The sequence below is a fragment of the Paenibacillus sp. RUD330 genome (assembly GCF_002243345.2).
Lineage (GTDB): Bacteria > Bacillota > Bacilli > Paenibacillales > Paenibacillaceae > Paenibacillus_O.
The window spans coordinates 4,236,678-4,249,057 of sequence record NZ_CP022655.2 but is presented as its reverse complement, the minus strand read 5'-3'; the positions used below and the strand labels follow the sequence as shown (position 1 = coordinate 4,249,057).

At 59.2% G+C, this 12,380-nt stretch carries 15 protein-coding genes; 8 read left to right on the top strand and 7 right to left on the bottom strand.

Annotation, left to right across the window (positions count from 1 at the left end; genetic code table 11):
* Positions 1 to 19 precede the first annotated feature (19 nt).
* Positions 20 to 736: a Cthe_2314 family HEPN domain-containing protein gene (locus tag CIC07_RS19485; protein WP_076353717.1), complete on the top strand. Its 717-nt coding sequence runs from the start codon at positions 20 to 22 to the stop codon at positions 734 to 736.
* Positions 737 to 757: 21 nt separating this feature from the next.
* Positions 758 to 1,546, top strand: a complete 789-nt coding sequence (locus tag CIC07_RS19480; protein ID WP_076353719.1) for an SDR family oxidoreductase — start codon at positions 758 to 760, stop codon at positions 1,544 to 1,546.
* An 83-nt stretch (positions 1,547 to 1,629) separates the two neighbouring features.
* On the opposite strand, the gene CIC07_RS19475 is transcribed toward CIC07_RS19480, so the two are convergent.
* Complete coding sequence (locus CIC07_RS19475) at positions 1,630 to 1,875, bottom strand: NifU family protein (RefSeq protein WP_048744982.1); 246 nt, start codon at positions 1,873 to 1,875, stop codon at positions 1,630 to 1,632.
* A gap of 81 nt (positions 1,876 to 1,956) precedes the next feature.
* Here CIC07_RS19475 and CIC07_RS19470 point away from each other — a divergent pair, with 81 nt between their 5' ends.
* Positions 1,957 to 2,226 (top strand): YuzB family protein, encoded by a 270-nt coding sequence (locus CIC07_RS19470; RefSeq protein ID WP_076356752.1) that lies wholly within the window; start codon positions 1,957 to 1,959, stop codon positions 2,224 to 2,226.
* Positions 2,227 to 2,229: 3 nt separating this feature from the next.
* Here CIC07_RS19470 and CIC07_RS19465 read toward each other — a convergent pair whose 3' ends face one another.
* Both CIC07_RS19465 and mqnE read right to left on the bottom strand, forming a co-directional pair.
* On the bottom strand, positions 2,230 to 3,297 hold the full coding sequence (locus CIC07_RS19465; RefSeq protein WP_076353721.1) for an NAD(P)/FAD-dependent oxidoreductase: 1,068 nt from the start codon (positions 3,295 to 3,297) through the stop codon (positions 2,230 to 2,232).
* 66 nt (positions 3,298 to 3,363) lie between these two features.
* Entirely contained in the window at positions 3,364 to 4,467 is a 1,104-nt protein-coding gene (gene mqnE, locus CIC07_RS19460) for an aminofutalosine synthase MqnE (protein WP_076353723.1), read from the bottom strand.
* A 418-nt stretch (positions 4,468 to 4,885) separates the two neighbouring features.
* On the opposite strand from mqnE, the gene erpA reads away from it, so the two are divergent.
* The gene (erpA, locus tag CIC07_RS19455; protein ID WP_076353725.1) at positions 4,886 to 5,245 is read left to right on the top strand and encodes an iron-sulfur cluster insertion protein ErpA; all 360 of its coding nucleotides are present in this window, start codon (positions 4,886 to 4,888) and stop codon (positions 5,243 to 5,245) included.
* Positions 5,246 to 5,595: 350 nt separating this feature from the next.
* Complete coding sequence (locus CIC07_RS19450) at positions 5,596 to 6,021, top strand: hypothetical protein (RefSeq protein WP_076353727.1); 426 nt, start codon at positions 5,596 to 5,598, stop codon at positions 6,019 to 6,021.
* A gap of 16 nt (positions 6,022 to 6,037) precedes the next feature.
* Here the strand turns inward: CIC07_RS19450 and CIC07_RS19445 are convergent, their stop codons facing one another.
* From CIC07_RS19445 to CIC07_RS19435, 3 genes are all read right to left on the bottom strand, one after another.
* Entirely contained in the window at positions 6,038 to 6,352 is a 315-nt protein-coding gene (locus CIC07_RS19445) for a DMT family transporter (RefSeq protein WP_076353729.1), read from the bottom strand.
* A gap of 65 nt (positions 6,353 to 6,417) precedes the next feature.
* A complete protein-coding gene (locus tag CIC07_RS19440; protein ID WP_076353731.1) occupies positions 6,418 to 6,792 on the bottom strand; it encodes a DMT family transporter in 375 nt (124 codons plus the stop codon).
* Positions 6,793 to 6,860: 68 nt separating this feature from the next.
* Positions 6,861 to 7,430 (bottom strand): TetR/AcrR family transcriptional regulator, encoded by a 570-nt coding sequence (locus tag CIC07_RS19435; protein WP_076356754.1) that lies wholly within the window; start codon positions 7,428 to 7,430, stop codon positions 6,861 to 6,863.
* Positions 7,431 to 7,765: 335 nt separating this feature from the next.
* On the opposite strand from CIC07_RS19435, the gene CIC07_RS19430 reads away from it, so the two are divergent.
* Positions 7,766 to 8,224 carry a DinB family protein gene (locus CIC07_RS19430; RefSeq protein ID WP_076353733.1) on the top strand — a complete coding sequence of 153 codons (459 nt, stop codon included), beginning with the start codon at positions 7,766 to 7,768 and terminating at the stop codon, positions 8,222 to 8,224.
* A gap of 244 nt (positions 8,225 to 8,468) precedes the next feature.
* Here the strand turns inward: CIC07_RS19430 and CIC07_RS19425 are convergent, their stop codons facing one another.
* A complete protein-coding gene (locus CIC07_RS19425; RefSeq protein WP_076353735.1) occupies positions 8,469 to 10,124 on the bottom strand; it encodes an FAD-binding dehydrogenase in 1,656 nt (551 codons plus the stop codon).
* A 308-nt stretch (positions 10,125 to 10,432) separates the two neighbouring features.
* Between CIC07_RS19425 and CIC07_RS19420 the strand changes: the two genes are divergently transcribed.
* Positions 10,433 to 11,194 (top strand): response regulator transcription factor, encoded by a 762-nt coding sequence (locus tag CIC07_RS19420; protein WP_076353737.1) that lies wholly within the window; start codon positions 10,433 to 10,435, stop codon positions 11,192 to 11,194.
* Positions 11,191 to 12,267, top strand: a complete 1,077-nt coding sequence (locus CIC07_RS19415) for a sensor histidine kinase (RefSeq protein WP_076353739.1) — start codon at positions 11,191 to 11,193, stop codon at positions 12,265 to 12,267. Before CIC07_RS19420 ends, CIC07_RS19415 begins: the two co-directional genes overlap by 4 nt.
* Positions 12,268 to 12,380 lie beyond the last annotated feature (113 nt).

Sequence of the window (12,380 nt, the reverse complement as noted above, 5' to 3'; positions counted from 1 at the left end):
ATCCGGAGGAGGAAGGTCCATGCTGAGAATGTTGTTCGGGGATGCGCCGGCCAAGCCTGAGGGCAGGATGGCCGAAGCGGTCCAGGCGATGACCGATTATGCCTCCCTTCTCCATAAGCTTGTGGAGGAAGGCAAGGATCGCAACCATAAGGCGCGGACTTACGAGGTATGGACGATCGGCCTGATCGCTTCCCTTGATGAGCTGGAGCAGAGCTGCTATGCGGCATCTCGCTTCTGCGCGATGGTCACGAGCTCAAGCGTCGAGGACATGGGCCCGGATGAACGGCTGAATTACAGGCGCTACGTCTATTTCGACAAAAATGCCTTCATCCGGCTGTTCGCGTTGCTGGACAAGCTGGGCACGCTGCTCAACGACATGCTGTCGCTGGAAACGGAGCAGTTCAAGAGGCAGTTCTCGTACTTTACGGTGCTGCACCGGATGAGGGACAAAAAGCTTCATCCAGGGCTCGCCGGTCCGCTCACGGATATCAAGAACCAGTATGACGAGCCGATCGTCCGATTGCGGAAAAGGCGGAATGTCGAGATCCACAGCATGAACTCCGAGCTGCAGGACGATCTGATGCAGCTGCATCTGAACTTCGGAGACGAAGTGAAGCTGGAGGATATCAACAGCCAGATGGAGGACCTCGCCCAATGCCTGGACATGGCGGCGGGAACCGTCCATCTCGTGTTCGATTATGCTTTGTCTCTATTGAAGCCTGCCGTCAGCAAGTGAGTCGAGGCAAGGAGGAAGAGCGTGGAGCTGCAAGGAAAAACGGCGCTCATAACGGGCAGCGCCAAAGGGCTGGGCAAGCGGGCGGCCGCCGAGCTGGCCCGGCTGGGATGCGACATCGTCCTGAACTACCGTTCCAGCGGGGCGGAGGCCGATGAGCTCGCTCGGCGCTTGGCGCAGCAATACGGTGTGCGCGCGACCGCGGTCGAAGCGGACATCGCCGATCCCGGCGACACGGGCAAGCTCGCCGAGGAGGCGCTGAAGCTGAGCGGAAGCGTCGATATTCTGGTGAACAATGCCGGACCGTTCATTCGGGAGCGGAGAGTATTCGCCGATTATGACGACGAGGAGATCATTTCGCTGCTTCATGGCAATCTGCTGGGCGCGATGCTGCTTGACCGCAAATTGCTGCCGGGCATGCGAAAGAGCGGCTGGGGACGCATCATCCATTTCGGGTTCGGCCATGCGATGGAGGGCAGGGCCTGGCCGCACCGCGCCGTCTATGCGGCTGCGAAGACCGGACTCGTCTCCTTCACCAAGACGCTTGCCGTCGAGGAAGGGGAGCATGGCATAACGGTCAACATGGTCTGTCCCGGCGATATCCGGGGCGACTTCAAGGAGAAATCCATTGCGGACGTCGACGGATTGAGAGATCCGGATTCGCCGCTCGGCCGGCCCGGCACTGGAGAGGACGTGGCGAGGGTCATTTCGTTCCTCTGCCTGCCCCAATCGGATTTCCTGACCGGCAACATCATCGATGTGACGGGCGGCTTCGATCCGATCCGCACGAGCATCAAGCCGGTCCAGCCCTGAGATAATAGCACGAGCGGCCGATCGCCTCCAAGGAGGCGATCGGCCGCTCGTCTGTATATCGCGATGATGATGGATGCGGGCAATTAGAAGACTTGCATAACCTCTTGCACGCCTTCGACTTCTTCAAGCAGGGCGCGCTCGATGCCGGCCTTCAGCGTGATGGTGGAGCTGGGGCAGCTGCCGCAAGCGCCCATCAGGCGAAGCTTGACGATGCCGTCTTCCACGTCGACGAGTTCAACGTCGCCGCCGTCGCGCTGCAGGAAGGGACGGAGCTTGTCAAGAACGTCCAGTACCTCATCATACATCGTGCTTTGTGCGTTTTCGCTCATTGCAATCAACTCCTTTCTTATCTATTATAATACAAAGCCATTCAATTGAAAATGGACGGCAAAGAGGTGAACGACATCATGTTGAAACCGATCATTGAATTCTGCTCCAGCAACATGCATCACGGAACCGACCGGCTGATGGAGCAATACGAGCTCGATCCCGAGCTTGAAGTCATCGAATACGGCTGTCTCGGCAACTGCGGCGAATGTTATCTGTTCCCGTTCGCCATGGTCGACGGAGAGATCGTCAGCGCCGAGAGCGTCGAGGAGCTTGAAGCCGCCATCTCAGCAAAAATCGCCGTCAGCGCCGCCGAGCGCGCCGCGCTGGACAAGCTGATCGACGATTTATAGAGCTTAGCCGAAATGGTTTTTGGAGCGCCACAGCACGCCGGTTTTGAGCACTCGGGGCACACGGCCCATTATGGCCGTCTTGCCCATGAGGCCGAAGCCGGCTTTTTTGCCGAGCGAGCCGAGCGTGCCCTTGAGCTTGATCTGTCCAAGCTTGGGCGTGCGGCCTTTCCATACGGCCTGCATGACGTCTGCCACTTGCTTGCCCATCGCTCCCGCCAGCTGTCCGCTGGGAGAGAACGGCACCGAGGCGCAGTCGCCGATGACGAACACTTCCGGATGGTCCGGAAGCTGATGCAGCTCGTTCACGACGAGCCGGCCCTGATTGTCCTTGGGCACATTGAGATCCTGGACGACATCGACCGGCTGGATGCCTGCCGTCCATATCGTCGCATCGGTATAGATCGGCTCCGGGGAGTTGCCGTCATGCAAAATGCCGCCCTCGAGCAGCTTGAGGGAGACGTTGCCCCTCATTTCCACATGATGCTCCAGGAACCAGGAAGACACGTACGTCTTCAGCTTCGTCGGGAACGCCGAGAGGATGCTCGGTCCGCGGTCGATGATGCGGATGTTGAGATCGCCTCTGCTCTCGCGCAGCTCAGCCGCGATCTCGACGCCGCTGAGGCCTCCGCCGATGATGGATACTTGGCCGTAAGGCTTGACGTCTCCAAGTCTCCGGTACGTCCTGCGAGTCGCGGAGAACGTCTGGATGCTGCTGGAGTATTTCTCCGCGCCGGGAATGCCGTGGTAGTTGTCCGTGCAGCCAAGCCCGATCGACAGCCAATCGTACGACACGGGATCCTGGCCTTCCAATAGGATGTGCTTGTTCTCCAGATCGATACCCGTCACTTCGCCGTAGGTGATCAGCAGACGGGGATCGTTAGGGAACGCTACGCGCAGCTCGATCTCCGGCGAAGTGCCGGCAGCCAGCGCGTAATATTCGGTCTTGAGGCCTTGGAAAGGCATGCGGTCGATCAGGACGATGATCGTGTCGGACGGAATGTCCCCGTCAAGCAGTTCCTGAGCCAGAGCCATGCCGCCGTAGCCGCCGCCCAAAATGACAAAACGTTTCATGATATCCCAACCCTTGTTTCACAATTCAGCTGATGGTGAACCTAATATGCTCGCCAGCCGTTCTTCTTACTCAAATACCTGGACTTCATTGTAGAAGGTGTCGCGTTCGACCGGAATGCGTCCCGCACCCTTTATTAACCAGATCAGGTCTTCTCGTGACAGACCTTCCGGAGTCAGGGCGCCAGCCGCGTGGCTGATGCGCTCGCGGACCAGCGTTCCGTGCACATCGGATGCTCCCATCGCCAGCGATACCTGGGTCAGCTGAGGGCCGATATTGATGAAGTAGGCCTTGATGTGATTGAAGTTGTCCAGCATCAGGCGGCTGATTGCGATCGTCTTGAGGTCCTCGAAGGCCGAATTGCGGCGGCGGATGCCCGCCCTCGGGCTGGCCGGCTGCATGGAGAGCGGGATGAACACGAGGAAGCCGTTCGTCTCGTCCTGCAGCTCGCGGATCGACATCATGTGCTGGATGCGCTGCTCGTGGGTTTCCACGGCGCCGTACAGCATCGTCGTATGCGTCTTGATGCCGAGGTTGTGCGCGGTCCGGTGGACGTCCAGATACTGGCTCACGTCCGCTTTCTCGACTCTCATCTTCTTGCGGTATTGGTCCGACAGGATTTCGGCGCCGCCGCCCGTCAAGGATTCGAGGCCGGCGTCGCGCAGCTCCTTCAGCACGCCTTCGTAGCTGAGGCCGCTGATGCGGGAGAAGAAATCGATCTCGGCCGCCGTGTACGTCTTGAGCGTCACATGCGGATATTTCTCCTTCAGCGCCTTGAGGGAATCCACGTAATATTGGAAGGGAACATGGGCATTGTGGCCTCCGACGATGTGGAACTCGCGCACGGTCGGCGTAATATGCTGATCGACGTATTGGATCATTTCTTCCGGGGTCAGCGTATAAGCGCCTTCGTCCCCCTCATCCTTGCGGAAGCTGCAGAAGGCGCAGTGGGCTTCGCAGACGTTGGTGAAATAGAGCGTCATCGTGTCGATGAAATAAACCTTCTTGCCGTTCTTGCGCAGGTTGACCTCGTTGGCCATCTGTCCGATGCTGAGCAGATCGTCGGAGCGGTACATAAACACGCCGTCTTCAAGCGTCAGGCGCTCGCCGGCGGCTACTTTCTCGCGGATGCCTTGCATGACGGAGGCTTCCGTCGGAGTAATGATATTCATGAATGGGACCTCCTTGTCCGTTCCGGTTCCTGCGGCCCGTGCGTCACCTCGGCGGGTCCGGCCCGCGATTGCGGGAAGCTGCAGGTCAAGCGTCCTGCTTTGTGAAAAAAAGTACTTATTCGTGCGTCGTATGCAAACAAATCGTATTCATTATAAACCTTGAGTTGTTAAGCTTCAACAGGAAAACGGCAAAAGATCAGGGATTTCAAGGGAGTTGTGGAGACGGGTTGTCCGCCTTGGACGGACGCGGTAATGAGGTGAAGCGCCCGTGGACATCGGTTCCCTGCAGGCTCATGCCCGGCTTGACCGCCGCGCTCGCCGGACGGGCGCTTGATTCCGCTCCAGCTTGCTTGAGCCCCGGGTGCAATAGGAGTATACTTGAATCAATCGCCAGCTTTGACAGGAGGATGAAGACGATATGATCGAGATCAGTGAAACGGCCTCGGATAAAATAAAAGAAATGCTCGCTGCCGAAGAAGCAGCGAACTTGTTCCTGCGCGTCGGCGTCAAGGAAGGCGGCTGCAGCGGCTTCTCCTACGGGATGGGCTTCGACGACGAGCAGAAGAGCGATGACCAGGAGCTCGACGTCAACGGCGTCAAGGTCGTTGTCGACAGCGACAGCGCGAAGTACCTGCGCGGCCTCGAGATCGACTGGAAGGAAGGCGCCATGGGCGGCGGCTTCACGATCCACAACCCCAACGCGACTGTCACCTGCGGCTGCGGCAGCAGCTTCCGCACGGCGAGCGACGCCGGCAAGCCGAAGCCGGACGAGTGCTGAGGAGCCTTACAGTAAGGCTCTGAGACGGTTGAGCAGGATATGAGTATTTCAATTCCATGGCTGCATGCTGGAGGTCCGACAAGAGCCTTGATCCACGACAGTTATGGGTTGTGAACTTCACCTTTCGAATGAATGCATGCTGCACATGCATTCATTCGAAAGGTTTTTTTTGCGTGGAACAGAAAACAGCGAATAGCTCCACCCGAAGCTCAACCGACAGGTGCAAATCAGATTCCGAAAAAGCAGCGGAGATTTTTGATGGTTCTTTCTAGAACTCCATTTATGGATATATTTATACCATTCATATATATGCTGTGATACTCTTTAGACAAAGGGAGAGGAAGACGCGCATGAAGAGAAAAGGAATAGGCGGTCTGCTGGCTCTGCTGCTCTTGTTTGCTTTTGCCGCCCAACCGCTGTCGGCGGCCCCCAAAGCAACAAGCGTCAAAGTCACATTCGTAAGCGCGAAGCTGGTCGAGAACAATCATGTCGGCAACGAGTGGCGGTATGAAGCGCGGGCTGGCAGCAAGGAGATCGAGGAGGGCCATTCGGTGACGCTGACGTTAAAAGGCAGCGAAGCCATCAAGCTGAAAGTCGACGTCGAGGAGCAGGACAAGATTCCTGACCTTGGACAAGGCAGCGCGACAATCAAGCTGTCCACTATCAAGGGCACGGTGACAAAAAAAATCAAAGTGACCGTCGTCGAGAACCGTGGCCGCTATTCCGGCAATACCGCAACATGGGAGTTCGCTTTTAAAATCTCGAAAGCTTCGTAAAATCGAATGCAAGGTTTCAAGATACCGCCTTCAGTCCGCTCACCCCGATGACGATCAGCAGCAGGCTGAGCATCCGCATCCTGCTTTTCGATTCGCCGAAAAAGATCATGTTCGTCACGACGGCAAGCGAGGTTCCGAGCCCGATCCATACCGTATAGGCGATGCTGAGCTGGAGATATTGAAACGAAGCGTAAAGCAGGATGAACGACGCCGCGAAGCCTCCGGCGAACAGCAGGGCGTTCAGCCAGCTTTTGCGCTTGGAGAAGCGGCTGAGTCCTACGACTCCGGTCACTTCGCAGACCGCGGCGGAGAATACAAAGATCCAACCCATGATGATAACCTCCATGTTATTTTTCTGCATGCTTGAACCGGCCCTTGGCTGCCTGCCGGTTTATACTAGCTGTTGGGCGAGGTATCGGCGCTTTTGCCGTCCGCCAGCTTCAGCATGACGATTCCGAGCAGCAGCAGAATCATGAACAGGCTTTTGGCGACGCTGAAGGCGCCCCCGAACAGGGTGACGTCCATCAGCGCGGTGCCGATGGTTCCCGCTGCGGCGAACAGGGCGTATACGGTGCCGGTAGGGATGAACTGGCAAGCCCGATATAGGAAGTAGAAATCAACGACGATGAGAAGGGCGATCAGGACGAAGTGCCAAGGGAGATTCGCGGTATGGAAGCCATATACCCAGATCCATTCCATGAGGCAGGTCAGTCCGACGAACAGCCAGCCTAATTGCGGCTTGGCGGGTTTGGTTTGTGGTTGCGCATGCATGAGACACACACCTTTCAATGAAATGAATGAACGTCAGTCACTATTGGTTGGAAAAAGACGCGGAGCCGTCATTTCACTCCGAGCCCTGCGGCCAGAAACGCTTTAAGCTCGGCAACATGCGCCTCCACGACTGCGTTGTCCGAGGAGGCGTACAAATAATTCTGCTCGGCGGCGGTTTCGATTAGCCCAAGCACAAGCTTGGCGGCATAACCGGCCGCGATGGAGGGACGTATTTCGCCTCGTTGCCGGAACTGAAGCAGCCGTCCGTTGATCCAGCTGTAAATAGGATCGTAAATGGCTTCCCACTCCCGGACATGCTCCGTCTGGGTGATGCCGGAGTAGATCAGCGCGGACAGATCCTGATGCTGCTCGGTGACCTCGAAGATCGCTTCGACCATGCCGTCCAGCTGCTCCCTGGCGCTGCCGCCGTCATCGACCGCATTCAAGCGGACGAGAATGTTCCGGACCATGACTTCCGCGATTGCAGGCATGACCGACAGCTTCGAAGGGAAATACAAATAAAAGGTGCCTTGAGCGATTCCGGCCGCTTTTACGATGTCGGAAATCTTGGTCTTTTCCATTCCCTTCTCCTGCAAGACCGCGATGGCGGCATCGATGATAAGCTGTCGTTTATCCACGGGAAGCACGATCCTCTCCACTTATGAATGAATGTCAGTCATTTATTTTCAGTTTAGTTGTTCCTTTGCAGGATGTCAAGGTTTCAGGGCCGGTGCCGTTCTGTCCGAACCTGGATGATGAAGCGCCAGAGGGAACGAAGCGTATTTGAAAATGAGCGCTTTTGAGTACGAAGCCATGCCATTTGGGAATGAAGCCTCTCTGAGGCAGCGAGCAGCCGAGAGATGCGGCTGCATGGCGCAGGCTCGCCAGGATGAAATGACCCCTGCCGTCCGATATAATTAGGGATGCCGTTATACATATCGGCCCATCCCATCCACCAAAGGAGAACCATGAGATGACTGACATCAATGGATTTATCGCCGAGTGGCGCAGCCACCGCAACGTTTTGCCTCAAATGCTGGAACAGGTAACAGATGAGCAACTGGACATGAAGCCTTGGGAGCAGGCCATGTCATTGTCCGAGCTCGTCGTCCATATCGCCGCCTCGATGGTCGTGTTCGCCGCGACGGTTGCGAACGGCTCTTTCAACCCGGGAGACAAGCCGAGTCCGATCCATACGGCCGATGAGCTGCGGGCGTTTGCCGCAGCTGCAACGGAGAAGGCGGAGGAGCTGCTTCGCCCGATCGGCAGGGAACAGCTGGACCGGGAAATCGATTTCTTCGGAAACGCGATGCCGGGACATGTCCTGCTCCAGAATGCGAAGGATCATGAGATTCACCATAAAGGCCAATTGTTCGTCTATCTGCGCTTGGCCGGCATCGAGAAGCTGCCTTTCTTCGTCAGCCGCGGGTAAGAGCGGACGTTCAACCGACGTTCCAAAACGCCAGGCGCAGCATAAAGCCCGAGGCCGTTGCTGGCGCAAGCTCTTTGGACGCTGGATCCGTCAGGTCATGACCTATGTTCGAGCTCATCAGGAAGCCCCGGCGTCGGATTCGACCGCCGGGGCATTTTTATCTTCGGAGGATAAAGGGGAACGCCCAGCCCGAGCGCTGCCGGCTTGAATCCGTGCGCAGCATGAGCCTGCCGCTGCGGCTCTGTTAGCGGAGCTGCTCGGAGAGCGCCCGTCCCGCTTGCCGTCCGGTGAACAGGCAGCCGCCGAGGAAGGTGCCCTCCAGCGCGCGGTAGCCGTGCACGCCGCCGCCTCCGAAGCCGGCCGCTTCGCCTGCGGCATAGAGGCCGGGAACGGGAGCTCCCTCGGAGTCGAGCGCCCGCCCGGACAGATCGGTCTGGAGGCCTCCCAGCGTCTTGCGGCTGACGATCCTCAGCCTTACGGCAATGAGAGGGCCGTGGGCCGGATCAAGGAATTTATGGGGAGCCGCCGTACGGATGAGCCTGTCTCCGAGATAGCTCCTGGCTCCCCGGAGCGCCACGATTTGCAGGTCTTTGGAGAACTTGTTGTCTATTTCACGGTCTCTGGCGAGCAGCTGCCGCTCCAGCTCGGCCGCATGGATCAGGGAGCTGCCCGCGATTCGGTTCATGCCTGCAGCCAGCTCGGCCACGCTGCCGGCCGTCACGAAGTCCTCTCCTTTGTCCAGGAAAGCCTGAACCGGTCCGGGCACGGAGGAGAGGGCCCGCCCCAGCACGCCCCGGATGCTCTTTCCCGTCAGATCCGGATTCTGTTCCGAGCCGGAGAGGGCGAATTCCTTGCCGATGACCTTATGGGTGAGGATGAACCAGGAGTAATCGTACCCCGTATCCTGGATGGCCTGGAGCGTGCCCAGCGTGTCGAAGCCGGGGAAATGGGGGGCGGGAAACCGTCTTCCTTCGGCATTCAGCCACATGGAGGAAGGGCCGGGCAAAATCCGGATTCCGTGGAGGTCCCAGACAGGGCTCCAGTTTTTGATGCCCTCGGTATAATGCCACATCCGGTCCCGGTTGACGATGCGGCCGCCCGCCTGCTCCGCGATGCCTAACATCCGCCCGTCGACGTGGGCCGGGACGCCGGACAGCATGGTCGCGGGCGGGCGGCCGAGCCGCTCCGGCCAGTTCTGCCTGACGAGCTCGTGGTTCGCGCCGATTCCTCCGCTGGCCACGAGCACGGCTGAGGCATGGAATTCGAAATCGCCGATAGGCTCGCGGGAGCTCGCTTCGCCGCGCCCGGCCAGGCTGGGCTCCAGCACGGCGCCATGCACCCCGGCGATGGCAGCCCCTTGCTTGATGAAGCCGTCGACCCGGTGGCGGGGACGGTAATCGACAAGCCCTGACGTTATGGCGTCCCGGACTCTGGCCTCGAAAGGCTTCACGATTCCAGGTCCCGTGCCCCAGACAATATGGAAGCGAGGCACGGAATTGCCATGCCCTTCGGCAAGATAACCGCCGCGCTCCGCCCAGCCCACCACAGGAAAGAAGGAGATGCCGAGGGACCGCAGCCATGCTCGCTTCTCTCCGGCGGCGAAGTCCACGTAGGCCTCTGCCCACTGGCGGCCCCAGCGGTCCTCATCCTCCGCGCGGTCGAAGCCGGCGGAGCCGAGCCAGTCCTGAAGGGCGAGCTCTCGGGTATCCTTGATGCCCATCCTGCGCTGCTCCGGCGAATCAACGAGAAACAGCCCTCCGAACGACCACCAGGCTTGCCCGCCCAGAGACGCTTCCGGCTCCTGATCGACGAGCAGCACTTTCTTGCCGGCTGCGGCCAGCTCGGATACGGCGGCGAGCCCGGCCAGCCCCGCCCCGACTACGATGACGTCGTAGTTCATGATGGACCCCTCCTTATCGGCATAAAAGCGTTTTCAAGCATGCGCGGGCTGGACTCACTCGTTCTGTATTTGGCCACCCGATCTGCCGTTCGAAATAAACCCGAGCATTCACCATTGAACATACCCAATCGATGCCAAACTGTAAAGCGGTCTTATCTAGATGCCGCAACTGGTCCATCGACCTCTCTTGGGAGCTGCGTCGAGTCGGTTTCCCTCCCGCCTTTGCATGGCGTCTCATCTCCCGACCTAAGCCCGGCTCATCGTTTTTCTCCTTTGTGGTAAACTTTCCTTATATGGAGGGGAATTCTATGTACCGAATCACGATCGTCGAGGACGATGACAAAATCGCCGAGCAGCTGGCGGGAGCGCTGGAGCGTTATGGCTTCCAGCCGCAGCGGGCGGCCAGGTTCAAGGATCTGAACGAGGATTTCCGCGAGCACGAGCCTCATCTGGTGCTGATGGACATCAATCTGCCGTATTTCGACGGCTTTTATTGGTGCCGCCAGTTCCGCCAGCATTCCAAGGCTCCCGTCCTGTTCATCTCCGCGCGTTCGGGAGAGATGGACCAGGTGATGGCGATCGAGAACGGCGGGGACGACTATGTAACCAAGCCGATCCATCTGGATCTGCTCATGGCCAAAATCAAAAGCGCGCTGCGCCGCGCATACGGAGAGTACTCCACTGCGGCTGACGCCGCAGCCTCCGGCGATGCCGAGCAAGCCGTCGCCATGGGCGCTCTCGGCCTGGATGCGAGCCGCAGCCTGCTGGAATGGCAGGGCGGCTGCGTGGAGCTGACCAAAAACGAGCGGCTGCTCGCGCAGAGCCTGATGGAGGGCGGAGGCCGGATCGTATCCCGGGACAGCCTGCTCGAGAATCTGTGGGACGACACGAGCTTTGTCGATGACAATACGCTCACGGTCAACGTCACCCGGCTCCGCCGCAAGCTGGAGGAGATCGGGCTTGGAGGCGTGCTGGAAACGGTGCGCGGACAGGGCTACAGGCTGAACGAGGCCGCGCTTCGCGAAGCCGGGGCAGGCCGTCCGTCCGCAGCCGGGGAAAGACGGGAATGAATTCGCACTCGGCTCTGCTGCTTTATTTGCGCGGGCAGCTGTTTCCTCTTGCCGTCGTGGCGTCATCCCTGCTGACCGGAGCGGCGATCTGGTACCTGGAAAGGGTGATGTCTTCCGCCGGCGTCGATTGGGCGGTTCTCGGCTATTTCCTGCTCTTGTCGCTCTGCATGACGGGAGCTGGACTGACGCTCGGCTACTTGCGCCAGAGGGCTTACCTGGAGCAGCTGCTCCGGATGACCGGGCAGCCGGCCGGCTGGAAGCCGCTGCTGTCGCCGGTCACGGCGGAGCAGAAAAAAACGGCCGAGCTGATCTCGGTGCTCGGCCATCAGAGCCAGGACCGGCTCGAGCAGCATAACCGCGAGCGGGAGCTGCACCGGCATTTCGTGTTCCAATGGGTGCATCATATGAAGACGCCGGTATCCGTCATCGATCTGATCGCGCAGAACGCGGCCAGCAAGCCGGGCCTTGTCGGCCAGGAGCTTCAGGATGCCTCGGCCAGCCTCCGGGAGGAAACGGACAAGCTGACCCGCGGCCTCGAGCAGATGATGCACACCGCCCGCCTGGACGAATTCGCGATGGACTTCCATCCGAGGCGCGTCTCTCTTCACGAGGCCGCCCGCACGGCGGTCAACGCGCACAAGAGGCTGATCATCGCCGCCGGCGTTTATCCCCGCATCACGGGGGAGGGATGGGTCGAGACCGACGAGAAATGGCTGCATTTCCTGCTTGCGCAGCTGGTGGCCAATGCCGTCAAATACTCTCGTCCCAAGCCCGGCAGCAAAAAGCTGGCCATCGCAATCGTCAGCCAGGCCGGCGGACGGACAAGCATCTCCGTTCAGGATGAAGGCATCGGCATTCCGGCGCAGGATATTCCCCGAGTGTTCGATCCGTTCTTCACCGGAGAGAACGGCCGCAAGACGGAGGAGTCGACGGGCATGGGCCTCTACCTGGCCCGGGAGGTCGCCTCGCGCATGGGCGTCGGGCTGGAGCTTGAATCCGCGGCGGGAGAGGGGACGACCGCGACTCTGTCCTTCCACGGGGAAGCCATCCATAAGGATCTCCATGTCAGGTGACAACTTTGTAAGGCGGTCTGTAAGCTGAATCAATGGGCCGGCCGCGGCCTCCCGGCTATACTTGGAACCAAGCCAGATACAAAGACAGGATAGAATCGGGAGGATCCAAACGA